Origin of the sequence: Bacillus sp. FSL K6-3312 (genome assembly GCF_038007485.1) — a bacterium.
GTDB lineage: Bacteria > Bacillota > Bacilli > Bacillales > Bacillaceae > Bacillus > Bacillus pumilus.
This window is the reverse complement of sequence record NZ_JBBOXI010000001.1, coordinates 1,387,867-1,405,294: the sequence shown is the minus strand read 5'-3', so window position 1 is coordinate 1,405,294 and position 17,428 is coordinate 1,387,867. Positions and strand designations below refer to the sequence as shown.

At 42.1% G+C, this 17,428-nt stretch carries 16 protein-coding genes; 1 reads left to right on the top strand and 15 read right to left on the bottom strand.

The window, feature by feature from the left end; all coding sequences use genetic code 11:
• Nucleotides 1-19: 19 nt before the first annotated feature.
• The 3 genes from MHI11_RS07055 to rpsU form a co-directional block, all read right to left on the bottom strand.
• Complete coding sequence (locus tag MHI11_RS07055) at nucleotides 20-1,333, bottom strand: NfeD family protein (protein WP_340960756.1); 1,314 nt, start codon at nucleotides 1,331-1,333, stop codon at nucleotides 20-22.
• Nucleotides 1,334-1,474: 141 nt separating this feature from the next.
• On the bottom strand, nucleotides 1,475-1,924 hold the full coding sequence (locus MHI11_RS07050; RefSeq protein WP_003217508.1) for a GatB/YqeY domain-containing protein: 450 nt from the start codon (nucleotides 1,922-1,924) through the stop codon (nucleotides 1,475-1,477).
• A gap of 14 nt (nucleotides 1,925-1,938) precedes the next feature.
• Nucleotides 1,939-2,112: a 30S ribosomal protein S21 gene (gene rpsU / locus MHI11_RS07045; protein ID WP_003152957.1), complete on the bottom strand. Its 174-nt coding sequence runs from the start codon at nucleotides 2,110-2,112 to the stop codon at nucleotides 1,939-1,941.
• 182 nt (nucleotides 2,113-2,294) lie between these two features.
• Between rpsU and MHI11_RS07040 the strand changes: the two genes are divergently transcribed.
• Entirely contained in the window at nucleotides 2,295-3,224 is a 930-nt protein-coding gene (locus MHI11_RS07040; protein ID WP_003217427.1) for a Na/Pi symporter, read from the top strand.
• A 39-nt stretch (nucleotides 3,225-3,263) separates the two neighbouring features.
• Here MHI11_RS07040 and mtaB read toward each other — a convergent pair whose 3' ends face one another.
• From mtaB to gpr, 12 genes are all read right to left on the bottom strand, one after another.
• Entirely contained in the window at nucleotides 3,264-4,622 is a 1,359-nt protein-coding gene (gene mtaB / locus MHI11_RS07035; RefSeq protein ID WP_106065607.1) for a tRNA (N(6)-L-threonylcarbamoyladenosine(37)-C(2))-methylthiotransferase MtaB, read from the bottom strand.
• The gene (locus tag MHI11_RS07030) at nucleotides 4,622-5,392 is read right to left on the bottom strand and encodes a 16S rRNA (uracil(1498)-N(3))-methyltransferase (RefSeq protein ID WP_268507970.1); all 771 of its coding nucleotides are present in this window, start codon (nucleotides 5,390-5,392) and stop codon (nucleotides 4,622-4,624) included. The genes mtaB and MHI11_RS07030 overlap by 1 nt, the downstream gene beginning before the upstream one ends.
• A 23-nt stretch (nucleotides 5,393-5,415) precedes the next feature.
• A complete protein-coding gene (gene prmA / locus MHI11_RS07025) occupies nucleotides 5,416-6,351 on the bottom strand; it encodes a 50S ribosomal protein L11 methyltransferase (protein ID WP_003217481.1) in 936 nt (311 codons plus the stop codon).
• Nucleotides 6,352-6,373: 22 nt separating this feature from the next.
• Complete coding sequence (dnaJ, locus tag MHI11_RS07020; protein ID WP_340960755.1) at nucleotides 6,374-7,507, bottom strand: molecular chaperone DnaJ; 1,134 nt, start codon at nucleotides 7,505-7,507, stop codon at nucleotides 6,374-6,376.
• 165 nt (nucleotides 7,508-7,672) lie between these two features.
• Complete coding sequence (gene dnaK / locus MHI11_RS07015; RefSeq protein ID WP_065098446.1) at nucleotides 7,673-9,511, bottom strand: molecular chaperone DnaK; 1,839 nt, start codon at nucleotides 9,509-9,511, stop codon at nucleotides 7,673-7,675.
• 24 nt (nucleotides 9,512-9,535) lie between these two features.
• Nucleotides 9,536-10,093 (bottom strand): nucleotide exchange factor GrpE, encoded by a 558-nt coding sequence (grpE, locus tag MHI11_RS07010; RefSeq protein ID WP_340912079.1) that lies wholly within the window; start codon nucleotides 10,091-10,093, stop codon nucleotides 9,536-9,538.
• Between the two features lie 64 nt (nucleotides 10,094-10,157).
• Nucleotides 10,158-11,189, bottom strand: a complete 1,032-nt coding sequence (gene hrcA, locus MHI11_RS07005; RefSeq protein ID WP_044139429.1) for a heat-inducible transcriptional repressor HrcA — start codon at nucleotides 11,187-11,189, stop codon at nucleotides 10,158-10,160.
• A gap of 81 nt (nucleotides 11,190-11,270) precedes the next feature.
• On the bottom strand, nucleotides 11,271-12,410 hold the full coding sequence (gene hemW / locus MHI11_RS07000; protein WP_340960754.1) for a radical SAM family heme chaperone HemW: 1,140 nt from the start codon (nucleotides 12,408-12,410) through the stop codon (nucleotides 11,271-11,273).
• Nucleotides 12,411-12,527: 117 nt separating this feature from the next.
• A complete protein-coding gene (lepA, locus tag MHI11_RS06995; protein ID WP_106065610.1) occupies nucleotides 12,528-14,366 on the bottom strand; it encodes a translation elongation factor 4 in 1,839 nt (612 codons plus the stop codon).
• 131 nt (nucleotides 14,367-14,497) lie between these two features.
• On the bottom strand, nucleotides 14,498-14,830 hold the full coding sequence (locus MHI11_RS06990) for a YqxA family protein (protein WP_044139432.1): 333 nt from the start codon (nucleotides 14,828-14,830) through the stop codon (nucleotides 14,498-14,500).
• A gap of 14 nt (nucleotides 14,831-14,844) precedes the next feature.
• Nucleotides 14,845-16,053, bottom strand: coding sequence for a stage II sporulation protein P (locus MHI11_RS06985; protein WP_044139433.1), 1,209 nt, complete (start codon nucleotides 16,051-16,053; stop codon nucleotides 14,845-14,847).
• Between the two features lie 66 nt (nucleotides 16,054-16,119).
• Nucleotides 16,120-17,235 (bottom strand): GPR endopeptidase, encoded by a 1,116-nt coding sequence (gene gpr, locus MHI11_RS06980; protein WP_340960753.1) that lies wholly within the window; start codon nucleotides 17,233-17,235, stop codon nucleotides 16,120-16,122.
• Nucleotides 17,236-17,428: the final 193 nt, after the last annotated feature.

Genomic DNA, 17,428 nt, shown 5'->3' with positions numbered 1-17,428 from the left:
CTCCTATAAAATCAGTTATCTATACTTTCCTCACGACAATGCGTGAGCCTTCCGCTTTCACAATTTTTACTTGTTCATCCTTATCGATGAATGCACCTTCTGATACAACATCAATGCGCTCATCTCCAAATACTATTGTACCTGACGGACGAAGTGCGGTTGCTGTCACCGCGATTTGCCCAACAAGATCTTCTCTTGTTTCATTTGAGACATAACCGCTTTCCTTATTGGTTGAATCGGTTAAAATGAACTTTTTGAAAAATTTCATACGTTTCCCCAACACCTTTGTCAATATAATAACTGCTATGATTGAAACAGCAGTGGCAATCAAGATGGAAATCGCCATTTCTGTAAAGCTTCCAGCTGCTAAAAATAAGCTGACAACCACACAGATCAGTCCAATGACACCTACGATTCCCCCCGGCAAAAACAATTCCAGAATCATGAGCAATATCCCTGCTAAAAACAGGAACAACGTCTCATATCCTGCAAAACCAGCCACGAGATGACCATAAAAGAATAAAAGAAGCGCTGTCACTCCCATCGTGCCTGGAATCCCAAAGCCAGGAGAATAGAGCTCAACAATTAACCCTAAGCTTGCGATGGATAAAAGGATTGGAATGACGATTGGGTGCGTGAGAAAGCGCGCAACCTTTTCAGCAAAGCTCACTTCATCGTATTGAACAGAAGCGTCGGCTAACTTCAGCTTCTGAAGCAAGTCATCCATATTTTTCGCTTCCCCTTCTGCATAACCGAATTGAAGCGCACGGTCTGTGTTGAAGGTGAGCAATTCTCCTTTTGGTGCACCAGCTTCTTTTGCGTCTATATCTACATCTGCCATTGCAAGTGCATACTTTGGATCACGCCCCTGCTTTTCGGCAGCGTCACTCATTTCAGCAAGCCATAGCGATTCAGATTTTTGGTCGGCAGCATTGCCTTCTCCATCAATGATCGCAGCAGCCCCCATCTTTCCATTTGGGGTCATATAAATACCGTCGGCATTTAGTGCAAGGAATGCCCCAGCAGAAAGCGCTCTATGATTCACAAACGCTGTCACAGGAATATCAGACGCACGAATGGTATCAGCGATCTCAAGCGCCGCATCGACTGCACCACCTGGTGTATTGATGTCTAGAATGATATGTTTCGCTCGTTCGGACTTTGCCTGCTCAAATGATCGTTCAATAAATTGAGAAAGTCCTTTTTCTACTGTATCTTCAATTGGGATAACATGAACTTTTTGATCTACTGATTTCGCGGTCAATTGAACCCCTAATAATAAGCATATTATAAAACAACTGAAGAGAGCAATAGAAATTTTTATTTTTTTCATCTATTTGGTGATCCCTCCTCTCTATCTTCCATTTTACCGTTCCTTTACATACGTTACAAATGTATCATAGGTTTCATTTTTATATGACAGAATGATGAAGGTATAAAAAAAGTACCCTTCTAACAATAGAAGGATACTTTTTTATTGAGACAGCTGTTCGCTGACAAGTCTGTTAATGACAGCTCCATCAGCTTTACCTTTTACTTTTGGCATAATAGCGCTCATGACTTTACCCATATCAGTCTTCGATGATGCACCTGTTTCAGCGATCGTTTCTTTCACGATCGTTTGCAGTTCTTCTTCAGAAAGCTGTTCAGGTAAATAAACGTCTAAGATGTCAATCTCTTTTTGAACTTTATCTACTAAATCTAAGCGATTAGCTTTCGAAAATTCATGGAGGGAGTCTTTACGTTGCTTAATCTCGCGGGAAAGGACGGTTAGTTCCTCATCGCCGGTCAAACTGTCTTTCTTAAGCTTAATTGCTTCATTTTGGAGCGAAGCCTTAACCATCCGAATGACAACAAGCTTGTCTTTCTCACGGTTTTTCATAAAAAGCTTCATATCAGAATTTAATTGCTCAAGAAGACTCATAAAATCCACCCTCTTTAGAATTTACGTTTTCTAGCAGCTTCAGACTTTTTCTTGCGCTTTACGCTAGGCTTTTCATAAAATTCACGCTTTCTTGCTTCTTGCAATGTTCCAGTTTTGGATACACTGCGTTTAAAGCGACGAAGAGCATCTTCAAGCGATTCGTTTTTTCTAACGACCGTTTTTGACATTCTCTTTCCCTCCCTCCGAATACACCAATCGACTGCATTAAAAAAAGATATACATGCAAAACATGTACCTAGATATTATAATATAAGCCTAGTGCGAGGTCAACTAAGTGATTTGGAAATATATTTTCGTCATGAGCAGGTAGACAAGTCCATATATTCATTGGTAAGAGGAGGACTTTTCTATGATGGCGATCATTTATTTTTGTGCACTTATTTTCATTTTTTTATGGTCAATGGGTTTGCTGAGAAAAGGATTAATGGCGCTTGCGTCGTCTCGTATTGAGAAATCACTTCTTCTCTTTACAGATCATCCGGTAAAAGCATTCTTAGTCAGCATCGTATTTACAGGGATTCTTCAAAGCAGTTCAGCGTTTATGGTCATCGTGATTGGCTTTGTCAGTACAGGTATTCTCTCTTTTAAAAAATCCATTCCAATGATTCTTGGTACCAATATTGGCTCTACGTTTACAACAGAATTTATCGCCATTAAAATGGATGTTTTCATGTGGGTCTTAATCCTAGCTGGTCTGATATGCATGATGTTAGGCAAAAAATCTTTTAGGCATGCAGGAAAAAGTATATTTGGACTCGGGATGATCTTTTTTTGTATTCAAGGCTTTTCTAAAATTGCAGGTATGATGACAAGTCAGCCTGAGACACTGCGCTTTCTCGAAATGATGCAGCATTCTGACTGGACGGCGCTGCTTTCTGGCACTATTTTCACAGCGATTGTTCATTCGAGCTCCGTCTGTATCGGCATTTTAATGGGATTTATGAATGAAGGAACGGTTGGGCTTCAGGAAGGCATCAGCTTTGTGTTAGGGTCCAATATTGGGACTTGTATTACAGCCGTAATGGCTGCCATATCTGGCGGCTATGCAGCACGTCAAACGGCTTATGCACACGTTTTGTTTAATGTGCTCGGAGTGCTTTTATGTCTCCCATTTCTCGCCATGATGACAGAATTCGTCGCCCTTCTTGCAAACGCTCCAGCCCAGCAAATTGCGCACTTCAGCCTGCTGTTTAATGTGGCAAGCTCTTTGCTTTTCTTCCCATTCATCCGTCCATTTCACACATTGATTTTATGTCTTTTACCGAATCAATCAAAATAAAACACCGGCTTGCCCTTTTGGCAGCCGGTGTTTTATTGATTATGAGGTCATTCTCACTTTGTCTGTTTGTACTTCATCGCTTATACGAACGAATTGCCCTTCGTTATAAGGATAACCCGCTTTCGTAATTTTCACTTTGACCAAACGGCCGATCATGTCCTCTGTTCCTTCAAAAACAACCTTCATATAGTTATCTGTATAGCCCACATAAAGATTGTGCTTTCCTTCTTGTTCTTTGAAGGATTCTTCCGGAATAATCTCTAGGACATCTCCTTCATAAGCTGATGCGTATTCTTTCGCGAGCTGGTCAGAAAGAGCGATCAAGCGGTGGACACGTTCGTTTTTCACATTTTCATCCACTTGATCTTCCATTCTTGCAGCTGGCGTACCTGTACGTTTGCTGTAAGGGAATACGTGCAGTTCAGAGAATTGATGGTCTTTGACGAAATTGTATGTTTCCAAAAACTCTTCTTCTGTTTCTCCAGGGAATCCTACAATCACATCAGAGGTGACAGCAAGACCTGGCAATGCTTTTTTCAGCTTTGTTAAACGCTCTGCAAAGAATTCCATCGTATATTTACGGCGCATTCTTTTCAGCACTGTATTAGAGCCAGATTGAAGCGGGATGTGAAGGTGTCTGACAATCTTATCTGACTGATCAAGCACTTCTATCACTTCATCTGTAATTTGACTTGCTTCGATAGATGAAATACGAATTCGTTTTAAGCCGCTGACACGTTGATCTAATTCTTTCAGAAGCTTTGCAAAGTTATAATCCTTTAAGTCTTCTCCGTATCCGCCTGTGTGAATACCTGTTAATACAATTTCTTTATAGCCGGCATCCACAAGTTGCTGCGCTTGGTTGATGACCTCTTCTGGATCACGAGAACGAAGAAGTCCACGAGCCCAAGGAATAATGCAGAATGTACAGAAATTGTTACAGCCTTCTTGGATTTTTAATGACGCACGTGTTCTGTCTGTAAAAGCAGGAACATCGAGTTCTTCAAACACACGTGCTTTCATAATATTGCCAACCCCATTAATCGGCTGTCTTTCTCTGCGATATTCTTCAATGTAACCGAGTAATTTATGTCTGTCTTGTGTTCCCACGACAATATCAACACCAGGAATCGCCATGATTTCTGCTGGAGATGTTTGCGCATAACAGCCTGTTACACAAATGACACCATCCGGGTTATGACGAATGGCTCTTCTAATGACTTGGCGGCTTTTTTTATCGCCAGTATTCGTGACCGTACATGTATTAATGACATATACGTCTGCTTTTGATTCGTACTCTTTTCTTTCATAGCCTGCTTCTTTAAACAGCTGCCAGATCGCTTCTGTTTCATAGTGATTGACCTTACAGCCAAGTGTATGGAACGCTACTGTTCCCATCATGATTCACCTCTTAATAACTCTGTTTGATAAGATATAGCAGAAAGCGCGTAAAGAGGAGCTGTTTCTGTTCTTAAAATGCGTGGTCCGAGCCCGCAAATGACTGCACCAAGCGTTTCAAGCGATTCAATCTCCTTTTCTGCCAAACCGCCTTCAGGGCCAAAAACCACTAGCAAGGTTTGTCCGCCTTTCATCTGTTGGAGCACAGTTTGAAAGCGGCTTTGCTCTCCTTCTTTCGATGATTCTTCGTATGCAACGACACATTTATCGAATTCACCAGCTAATTGAGTCAGCTCTTTAAATGTTGATACTGGATCAACACGAGGAATGATATTCCGGTAGGACTGTTCAGCGGCTTCTTTCGCGATTTTCTCCCAGCGCTCTCGTTTTTTATGTGACTTCTTTTGGTCAAGTTTTGTAATAGAACGAGCCGCTTGAAACGGGATAAATGCGCTTGCGCCAAGCTCTGTGCCTTTTTGGATAATCAGCTCAAGCTTATCTCCTTTTGGGAGACCGCTCGCAATTGTTACTCTTACCGGAAGCTCTCTGTCCTGATTTGTCCAGCCTTCAACGTGACAAATGACTTCTTCCTTTGTTATTGTATCAATTTTACTGAGCGCTTCAAAGCCGTCTGTCGTTAAGCAAAGGATTTCCTGCCCTGCTTTCATGCGCATGACATTGGAAAGGTGATGTACATCTTCACCATTGATGACGATAGATCCCTTTGCGATCACTTCTTCTTTCGTGAGGTCGATAAAATATCGTTGCATACGTGTCCTGACACCTACTCGCTTTATTTTTTCGCTATAATGCTGACCCAATCTTCCATTGACAGCACTTCAACAATGTCAAAACCTGCTTCTTCTAATGCTGTTTTGACTTGTAATTTCTTTTGTCCAATGATGCCTGATGTAATGAAATAGCCATCTTTCTTCAATAAGTCATAGGCTTGATCTGTAAAGCGCAAAATCACTTCTGCGAGAATGTTGGCGACGATCACATCTCGTTCACCTGAAATCCCATCAAGTAAGTTGTTTTGCTTGACCGTCACTTGTTCGCTTACACCATTTAGCTCAATGTTTTGCTTTGCACTTTCAACCGCAACGGTGTCGAGATCAAAGGCTTGAATGTCCTTTGCACCAACCATCGCTGCTGCCACACTTAAAATCCCAGAGCCTGTTCCAACATCAATCACCGTATCGTTTTCCTTCACATAGCGCTCAAGCGCCTGAATACAAAGAACGGTTGTTGGATGTGTCCCTGTTCCAAATGCCATTCCTGGGTCCATTTCAATAATCAGTTCATCAGAATGAACCGGTGTATATTCTTCCCATGTTGGAACGATGGTGAATTTTTCAGAGATTTTCACAGGGTGATAGTATTTCTTCCATGCGGTAGCCCATTCTTCTTCATTTACTTCACAGATAGACAGCGTATTTCGTCCAAGGTCAATATCGTATAGAAGAAGATTGTTGATGGCTTCTTTGATCTCATCTACCGTTTCCATTAAAAAGCTGTTCATTGGAAGATAAGCTTTGACGATGACCCCTTCTTCAGGATAGTCATTCGGATCGAGCTGGTAGATCTCACCGTATACATTTTCACGTTCCTTGACTAAATCAAGCGGGTCCTCAATCACGACACCACTCGCACCTGCTTCATGCAAAATATTGGTGATTGGTTCCACCGCTTCATTTGTTGTATGGACGCTAATTTCTGACCACTTCAATACTACCAACTCCTTATCCGTCTTACTCGCCTTTAAATGCGCGTTTTACCTTATCGAAGAAGCTCATTTCTTGTTCGTCCGGTTTATTTCCGCTCACTTCAGCAAATTTTCTAATGATATCTTTTTGATTGTCCGTTAAATTTGTTGGTGTGACGACTCGTACAACGATATGCTGATCGCCTTGGCCATAGCCGCGTACATTTTTCACACCTTTTCCTTTGAGTCTAAACTTTGTGCCAGTTTGCGTGCCAGCAGGGACTTTTAATTTCACTTTACCGTGTAGTGTCGGCACTTCAATTTCGTCACCTAATGCAGCCTGTGCAAAGGTTAACGGCATTTCGCAGTAAATATCATCTCCGTCACGTTCAAAGAATTCATGCGAACGCACATGGAACACTACAAATAGATCGCCTGGAGGTCCTCCATTTACACCTGGTTCCCCTTGACCAGACACTCTGAGCTGCTGACCATCGTCAACACCAGCTGGGATCGTCACATTGATTTTCTTACGCTTACGCACTTTACCAGAGCCGCCGCATGTAGAACATTTGTGATCGATTTGTTTTCCTGTTCCGCTACAGTAGTTACATACTCTGCGGTTGACCACTTTACCAAACGGAGTTGACTGCTCAACATTTAATTGACCAGAGCCGCCGCAATGTGAACAAGTCTTCGCTTCTGTCCCAGGCTTTGCCCCTGAACCATGACATGTTTCACATGATTCCTCGCGAGGGATTTCAATCGTTGCTTCTTTCCCAAATGCTGCTTCTTCAAATGAAAGCGTCATTGTATATTGCAAGTCTGCTCCTTGACGCGGTGCATTTGGATCTCTTCTTCTGGCTCCACCGCCAAAAATACTAGAGAAGATGTCATCAAAGCCGCCGAAGCCGCCAAAGTCTCCTCCGCCGCCAAAACCGCCGCCGCCAAAGCCTTGGTTTGGATCGGCATGACCGAACTGATCATACTGCGAACGTTTTTGATCGTCAGAAAGGGTTTCATAGGCTTCTTTTACTTCTTTGAATTTCTCATCTGATCCAGCTTCTTTATTAATATCAGGGTGATACTTTTTTGAAAGCTTGCGGTATGCCTTTTTGATCTCGTCTTTTGAGGCGCTCTTACTCACGCCAAGCACTTCATAGTAATCACGCTTACTCATCTCTTCACACTCCCGATTTTCTCACATAAGTACGATTGTATCATTTTGATTTGACCTTTTTCAATTGCTTTCATCGTTGGAAAGAAAAAAAGTCAAAGCCAAGAGATCCTGACTTTGACTTTCTGACGAGTACGTTTCAGCAGTCTTTTTCAAAAGTAAAGGTGATTATTTTTTCTCTTGATCGTCGTTTACTTCTTCGTATTCTGCATCCACTACATTGTCATCTGCTTTTTGAGCACCTTCAGCGCCTTCTTGCTGAGCTTGTGCTTGTTTTGCAGCTTCTTCATAGAGCTTTGTCGTTAGTTCTTGAACGATTGTTTGCAGCTCATCTTTTTTCGCTTTGATGTCTTCAAGCTCGCCTTTTTCGATCGCAGCCTTTAGTGCATCTTTCGCATCGTTTGCTTTTTTCACTTGCTCTTCATCGATTTTGCCTTCTAGATCTTTTAATGTTTTTTCAGTTGTAAACACTAATTGATCTGCTTCATTGCGCACTTCGATTTCTTCTTTTTTCTTCGCATCTGCTTCAGCATTTTCTTCTGCTTCTTTGACCATTTTTTCGATCTCATCATCAGAAAGACCTGAAGAAGATTTGATTGTGATGTTTTGCTCTTTACCTGTACCCATATCTTTCGCACGTACGTTGACAATACCGTTTTTATCGATATCAAAAGATACTTCGATTTGTGGTACGCCGCGTGGTGCTGGCGGAATATCAGTCAATTGGAAACGACCTAATGTTTTGTTGTCTGCTGCCATTGGGCGCTCACCTTGCAGGACATGGATGTCTACCGCTGTTTGGTTGTCAGCAGCCGTTGAGAATACTTGAGATTTGCTTGTTGGAATTGTTGTATTACGTTCAATCAGCTTTGTGAATACGCCGCCCATTGTTTCAATTCCTAAAGAAAGTGGTGTTACGTCAAGTAGAACAACGTCTTTGACATCTCCTGTGATGACTCCACCTTGAATCGCTGCACCAAGAGCAACCACTTCATCAGGGTTTACACCTTTATGAGGCTCTTTGCCTGTTTCTTTTTTGATTGCTTCTTGTACTGCAGGAATACGAGTTGATCCACCAACAAGGATGACTTTATCAATCTCGTTAGCAGATAAACCAGCATCTTTCAATGATTGACGTACAGGTGTCATTGTACGCTCTACAAGATCTGCAGAAAGCTCTTCGAATTTAGCACGTGTTAGCGTTAATTCAAGGTGAAGAGGACCTGCATCTCCTGCTGTGATAAATGGCAGTGAGATTTGTGAAGAAGATACACCAGAAAGATCTTTTTTCGCTTTTTCAGCAGCATCTTTTAAACGCTGAAGCGCCATTTTATCTTTTGAAAGGTCAATGCCATTTTCTTTTTTGAATTCAGCTACTAAGTGATCAATGATCACTTGGTCAAAATCGTCTCCACCTAGACGGTTGTCCCCAGCAGTTGAGCGTACTTCAAAGACGCCGTCTCCAAGCTCAAGGACTGATACGTCAAATGTACCGCCGCCAAGGTCGTATACAAGGATCGTTTGATCTTCATCTGTTTTATCTAAACCATAAGCAAGTGCAGCTGCTGTTGGTTCGTTGATGATACGTTCTACTTCAAGACCAGCAATTTTACCAGCATCTTTTGTAGCTTGACGTTCTGCATCGTTGAAGTAAGCAGGAACTGTGATAACAGCTTTTGTTACTTCTTCGCCAAGGTAGCCTTCAGCGTAAGATTTAAGGTGTTGAAGAATGATTGCAGAGATCTCCTGCGGTGTATAGTTCTTGCCTTCAACTTCTACTTTATAATCTGTACCCATATGTCTTTTAACAGACATGATTGTGTTCGGGTTTGTAATTGATTGGCGTTTCGCTACTTCACCAACTTGACGCTCTCCATTTTTAAAAGCGACAACAGATGGTGTTGTACGTGCTCCTTCAGCGTTTGCAATGACTTTTGGCTCTCCGCCTTCAAGTACTGCAACACATGAGTTTGTTGTTCCTAAGTCAATCCCAATGATTTTACTCATAATCGATGACCTCCCATTATGTAGTTATTGATTTACTTTTACCATTGATGGACGAATAACTCGGTCTTTGAGTTTATAGCCCTTTTGCAATTCTTCTACTACGATGTTTGAATCGACGTTTTCATCTTCAACTTGCATGACGGCTTGATGAAGGTTTGGATCGAACTCTTTGCCGACAGCTTCAATTGGTTCAACGCCTTCATTTTTCAACGCTTCTACCAGCTGGCGGTAAACCATTTGCATTCCTTCTAACAAGCTTTTCGCCTGCTCATTGTCTGGATCAATTCCAAGTGCTCTTTCAAAGTTGTCAAGAGCTGGGAGAAGATCACTGACAACATGTTGAGAACGATATTTTTGCACGGTCTCCACTTCAGTTCGAGCACGGCGTTTATAGTTTTCAAAATCTGCTTGAACACGCAGAATCTTGTTTTCTTTTTCATCTAGAAGTTGCTGCAATTCATCGATTTTCTCTTGGAAGGCAGACTGTTCATCATGCGCTACTTCCTCAGTATCTGCTTGAACTGCTTCTTCTTGTGCTTCAACCTCTGCTTCTTGCTCAGGTGTCTGTTTTTCTTCTGACATTGTGTTCACCTCCCTCAAAAGATTCAAGAATACGAAGGGGCTGTGCCCCTATCTTTTTATCACCCTACTCATCATACAAATTGGAAAGTGCGTTTGACAAGTCTTTTGATACATGATGCAAAAGACTAACGACTCGCCCGTAATCCATGCGGGTTGGTCCGATGACGGCAATGGAGCCGAGTGATTTTTGATCAATCGAATAAGTCGCTGTGATCAAACTGCAGTTCTCCATTGCTTCTAAATTGTTTTCCGAACCGATTTTAATGGTGATACCTTGCTGATTTGGATGAAACAGCTGCATGACATCATTCTTTTGCTCAATCAGCATCATGAGTGAGCGAATGCGGTCGATGTCATGAAATTCAGGCTGATTCAACATATTAATCTTCCCGCCAAAGAAAAGTTTTGATTCATTTTGTGTCGATGTAAATGTGTTGCCAAGCGCATCTAAAATGTGATCATAATCTTTTAAATGTGTGCGCAGAAGCATGACCACTTCTTTATACATCCTGTCCTTCAACTGGTCCATTGGAACGCCGGCTAAGCGGCTATTCAAAATATTCATCAGCTTCTCAATATCGGAGACATCGAGATGCTCAGAGAAGGTAATGGTTTTGTTTTCAACATGTCCGCTGTCTGTAATCATGATCGCTACTGCTTTGTTTGGCTGAACGGGGACAAGCTGAATTTGCTTTAATCGATTTTCACTCAGCTTTGGACCAAGCACGATCGATGTATAGTTTGTGAGATCTGATAAAATTTCCGCCGATTTTTGAACTGTTTTTTCCAGCTCAAAAATTTTCTCCTGAAAAGCCGACTGGATAAACACAAGATCTTTAGACGGCAGTTTTCGCGGAGAGAGCAAATGATCTACATAATAACGATATCCTTTTTCTGAAGGAATTCTTCCTGATGAAGAATGAGTCTTTTCGATAAAACCAAGTTCCTCCAAATCAGCCATTTCGTTTCTAATCGTCGCAGAGCTGAATGTGATGTCCTCTTTTTTAGAAAGAGTCCTTGACCCAACTGGCTGCGCCGAACGAATAAAGTCATTAATGATGACTTGCAGAATCAAAAGCTGACGATTTGTTAACATCATCATCACCCCTGTTAGCACTCTCTTTCAACGAGTGCTAATTGTATAAACAAAATTACCAAACTCAAATTAAAATGTCAATTATAACTCACCGAGAAACGCTTGAAATACTTCATTTCCTAACAATTTCCCTTTTCTTGTTAAACGAATTCCAATGTCATCTTTTACAATGAGACCTTTTTCTTCTAATTCTTCAAGAACCGAGGGAAAGAGAGCTTCTGGTGAAGCACCATATTTGGCTTGGAAGTCGGCACTTTTCACCCCTTCGATTTTTCGGAGGCCTAAAAACATTTCTTCTTCTATCTGCTCTGTTTTTGTGACTTGATGAGTTTCTTTATATGGGAACCCAGTTTGCTCAATCAGTTCCAAGTAATGCTTCACTGGTCCTGCGTTCACATTTCGGATGCCATCTACATACCCGTGTGCCCCTGCACCGAAACCGAAGTAGTCTTCATTGCTCCAATAGGTCAGGTTATGCTGGCTTTCAAAGGCAGGTTTGGCGTAATTGCTGATTTCGTATTGATGTAATCCGTGGCGCTCCATTTCATCCATCACAAGCTCATACATTTCAGCCTCACGTTCTTGCGGCGGTAAATGCAGTTTTCCTTTTTGCATTAAGTTGTAAAACACCGTTTTCGGCTCCACAATCAGTGAGTAGACAGAATAATGCTCTGCTCCTAATGAGAAAGCTGTCTCAAGTGAATTCATCACATGATGCTTTTCTTGATGCGGCAAGCCAAACATGAGGTCAAGGCTTATGTTGTCAAATCCAACATCTCTTGCTCGCTCGAAAGACGTGAGAACATCTTTCTTTTGATGAACTCGTCCGATTTTTTTGAGTAAATCATCTTCAAAGGTTTGGACGCCAAAACTTAGCCGATTGACACCGGCTTCTTTTAACACATGCAGCTTCTCGAGTGATAATTCATCTGGATTCGCTTCAACTGCAAATTCAACCAGGTTTTTTGCCGGCTTTAACACACGGTGAATACTGTTCATAAGCTGGTCTAGCTGGCTGACGGTCAATGATGTCGGAGTTCCCCCGCCAATAAAGATCGTCTTTAGTTCTTGCTCGCCCTTTTGCTCGATCGTGTGCTGCATCTCTTTTTCAAGAGCCGCTAAGTATTCATCGACTGGCTGCGTTTTAATGAAAAATTTATTGAAATCACAATAGTGGCAAATGTGCTCACAAAATGGAATGTGAATGTATGCTGCTTTCATTTGATGACACCTTCTTTACAGGTAAAGAGCCGCAGTTTATCGCTGCGGCACCTTTGTTTGTTTTCGACTATAAACGCCAAGGCTGACATTGTAAAGCAGGTTGCCTTGAGGAGGTTGTTATTTTTTCGGTGTGCTGTCGTCCATCTTCAGCACAGCCATAAATGCTTCTTGCGGGACTTCAACAGAGCCCACTTGTTTCATGCGCTTTTTCCCTTCTTTTTGCTTCTCAAGAAGCTTTCTTTTCCGGGAAATGTCTCCACCATAACATTTAGCAAGTACGTTTTTACGCATCGCTTTAATGGTAGAACGAGCCACGATTTTTTGTCCAATCGCTGCTTGAACTGGTACTTCAAAATGCTGGCGTGGAATGAGTTCTTTCAGCTTTTCTACGATGATCTTGCCTCGTTCATAGGCGTAATCGCGGTGAACAATAAAGGAAAGGGCATCGATTTTTTCACCATTCAGCATGATGTCCATTTTCACTAGAGTAGACGGACGATAGCCAATCAACTCATAGTCAAAGGACGCATAGCCTTTTGTGTTGGACTTGAGCATATCAAAGAATTCATACACGATCTCCGCCAAAGGAATTTCGTACACAATGCTCACTCGGTTTGCATCAAGGTATTGCATATCAATGAAATGTCCGCGCTTTCCTTGGCAAAGCTCCATGACAGAGCCTACATAGTCATTCGGCACCATCATTGTTGCTTTCACGTATGGTTCTTCAATTTTCTCAATCTTTTGCGGATCAGGCAGATTGGATGGGTTATCGACGATGATTTTTTCTCCGTCTGTCATATACACATCGTAAATAACACTTGGTGCTGTTGTAATGAGATCGATTTTAAATTCACGTTCAATCCGTTCTTGGATAATTTCCATATGAAGCATTCCAAGAAAGCCGCAGCGGAAACCGAAGCCAAGTGCTTGGGACGTCTCTGCCTCATATTGAAGTGAAGAATCATTTAATTCAAGCTTTTCTAGCGCTTCACGTAAGTCGTTATATTTCGCTGTGTCAATCGGATAAAGACCGCAGTAAACCATTGGGTTCAGCTTTCTGTATCCTGGCAGTGCTTCTTTCGCTGGGTTCTCCGCACTTGTGATCGTATCCCCCACACGTGTATCGCCAACATTTTTAATCGCTGCTATTAAGTAGCCAACATCTCCAACAGTGAGTTCATCTGTCGGCATGGCTTTTGGTGTGAATACGCCGACTTCAAGCACTTCAAATTCTTTGCCCGTCGCCATCATTTTGATTTTCTGACCTGGTCTGACAGTTCCTTCCACAATTCGTATGTACGCAATAACGCCGCGATACGCATCGTAGAGAGAATCAAATATAAGAGCTTGAAGCGGTGCTTCTGGGTCTCCAGCAGGTGCTGGCACCTTTTCGACGATTTGTTCTAAAATATCTTCGATCCCAATACCCGCCTTAGCAGAGGTGAGAACAGCTTCAGACGCATCCAACCCGATGACATCTTCAATTTCTTCTCTTACACGCTCAGGCTCTGCACTTGGCAGATCAATTTTATTGATAATCGGAAGAATTTCTAAGTTGTTATCAAGAGCTAAATAAACATTCGCAAGTGTCTGTGCTTCAATTCCTTGTGCTGCATCTACTACGAGAATCGCACCTTCACAGGCAGCAAGGCTTCGAGAAACCTCATAGGTGAAGTCGACATGCCCTGGTGTATCAATCAGGTGCATAATATATTCTTCTCCATCCTTCGCCTTATATTTCAGCTGGACAGAGTTTAATTTAATCGTTATGCCGCGTTCACGCTCTAAGTCCATGGAATCAAGTAATTGTTCTTTCATTTCTCGCTGCGTAATCGCCGCTGTTTTTTCTAAAATACGGTCGGCCAATGTGGATTTCCCGTGGTCAATATGGGCGATAATGGAGAAATTTCGAATTCTTGATTGCCGTTCTAATCGTTTTTCTTTATCTGTCACAATCTATCACTCCTACTATAAAACGCGGGTTGCGCTAGGTTAGATTATATCAATAGGGCTGTAAAGATTCAATCGAAATCAAGAAAAGCCGCTCATTGATTAGCGGCTTTAGTCATATGGTGTAGATTTATTTATTTCCCATTTACCCAATCATAAAGAGAACGAGCTGCATGTGTCATGCCATCAGACAACGCCTTTCCTGCCTTGGAGAAGGCATTAAAGCTCTCTATTTCCTCAAGCTGCTTTTGTTTTTCGGCAAGATCCTTTTCTGTAACAGCCGTTCCTAAGATAGAGGCTTCTCGTTCTTCTTCGTCGTTCATTTGGATGGAGAAAGCGCCTTTTAATTGCGGGTCATGGTAACCCTTCATTTGCAGCATGCCATTATTTGCCTGCTGCATTCCTAAAAAGACGCCAAATAGCAAGACCAGTCCTAAAATAATGGTTTTTCCAATAAATGATCCCATGCACCGTCACCACCTTAAGAGCGTTTTTTCTCATCCTTTGCTTTGCCGTCTACTTTTTCCGCATCCCAGAATATATCACTGAAGACATCAGCTGCTGCATTGGATGCATTTTTCAATTCTTCCATATTATTATCCACTCCGCCAAATTCTAAAAGAAGGGCTTTGTCGGATAAATCTTGATTATAAATTCCATTATCACCAATTTCGCCTTTGGCAAACACACCGACACTGAGTCCTTTATATTTTTTCTCCATCAAATGGTGGAACTCCGTCGCAAGCTTAAGGTTTTTCTCATAGCTTTGGTTCTTCTTCCCCACAACAAACGCAATTCTCGCATATTTCTTTCCTTTGATCTCGACAGTGGTGTCTTTCTTTCTTCTTGAATCACGGTGGATATCAATTAAATATTCGAGGTCATCATTTTTCGCTAAGGCTTCTTTTACGACCAGTCTTGATTCATTATAAGACTGGGGATATTTTAACCCTTTTTGGAGAAGCCGTTTTTCAACTTCTGTTTTGTCAACCGTATTCCCGATTCCTTGCTGATCAAGCGCCTTTCCGAACATGTCGCCGACAAGGGTGACATTCACTTTTGAGTGCCGTGCATTGTTTGGATTCGTTTCTCCTTTTAAAAATGGTAAATATGATTCCGTATTATGTGTATGGTAAATGTACACAGCTTTTCGTTTTCCTGTCGACCGGTCCGGCTCTTTCGCAGGCTTTTTCGGCACATCTTTGTCGAGCTTGTCCAGCTCTGCCAAATTTGCTTCTTTTTCATCTTGAATGACTTCACTTGGCGGCGGCGATTCCATTGGCATGTTGGTATAGTCTGTTCCTTCACCCGCTAAGATGATTTTTGTATCAAAATGTTCAAAGCCTGGAAGTTCTCTCCCTAGAAAACTACGTGGGTCTTCTAAATTGATACTAGTCGCAAGCTTGAGTGACAGTCCAGAGAAATGAAACCCTTTTTGATCTTTCGGGACGGCTGAGGCGAAATATTGGTTTTCCATGCCCATTAATGTGGCGAAAAACGCCCCGGAAAGCTCATCTGCTACACCATATAGCGAGGCTTGTGGCCTCAGCTCCGGCTTTAAAGATGTTAACGCCCCTGACATCACAAACACTACAACAAGCGAGGCTATAAATAAGAAAATGCTTTTCACTACTTTTGTTCCATTAATCGCAACGACCAACTGTCGAGGACGGCGGGGTCTTTTTTTCATGATTTACTCCCTCCAGCACGCTTTCTAGTAATTACACTATGAGCGAGCTAGAGAAAGTAGAACTAATTAATGATTATAAGAACCCATGTTATCTTGAGAGATTTTTTGATGAAGCGCTGTGTTTAATCCATTGGCGAGCACGTTTGCCATATCATCAATGAATGTATCCACTTCCTTAGGCGTCACCATTAAATTTTGCCCTAGCGGTGCAAGCACTTCATGGATCAGTTGCCGTTTCTCTTCTTCTGGAAGAGTTCCTACAATACCTAAGAATGATTGACGTGTTTCTTCATCTGGTAAATCTTCTTCGTTTAGTACTTTTTTCTTCCCAAACGTCAAACCAGCCGGCACAAGAGAGCGGGACGGCCGGTCATCTTTCAGTTCTCTACCAAAATGCTTTAAGACATAATCAATTGTGTCACTTGCAATGGTGACTGCATTTACCACTGTCGGAACGCCAATCGCAATCACTGGAATTCCCAACGTTTCTTTGCTTAATTCTTTTCGCTTATTCCCTACACCTGAACCGGGATGGATACCTGTATCAGAGATTTGAATTGTGGTATTCACCCGTTCCACTGCACGAGCAGCAAGGGCATCGATTGCAATGACAAAATCGGGTTTGGACCGCTCGATCACGCCTTGTATAATGTCGCTTGTTTCAATACCAGTCAGTCCCATCACTCCCGGTGATAAAGAAGACACTGGGCGGTAGCCTTCCTGTACATTTTCCGGCTGCAATTCAAAAAGATGACGGGTCACAAGCAGACTTTCAACCGTGAGCGGACCTAGCGCATCTGGCGTGACATTCCAGTTTCCTAGTCCTACTACAAGACAGCTCGCATCAGTCTGAATGCCTCGATCTTTTAAAAACTGAGCAAAATGATGGGCAAAGACTTCGACGACTTTTTCTTGCATCTCTGAGTCTTTCTCCCGAATGCCTTGCGCTTCAAACGTCAAGTATGTTCCGGCCTTTTTGCCGGTCAGCTCCTCCCCTTCTTTCGTGATCTCCACCGTGCGTATGCGGATGCCTTGCTCATCCTTTTCCTTTTCGACAATCCCTTGAATACCATCCTTTTTGACAACATTCGGATCGTTCTCTTGTTCTAGTATCTCTTTTGTTTCAACAGCCAAGTCTGTCCGAATTTGATAAGCACTTAAATCAAGTTTCTGTTTCTCCATAAAAAGACTCCTTCCACCAAGTAATTAACAGTAGTCTTTCCATCTCTTGAAAGAAACATTCGAGCGCTTCATCAATGAAAAATACTTTACATTTATATTGCATTCTAAAGGTGTGTTTGATAGAATACAACTTGTTCTATTGTGAAGATTTAACCTTAAGACAATTGTGTTTAGGTTGTATCTTAGGAGGTGA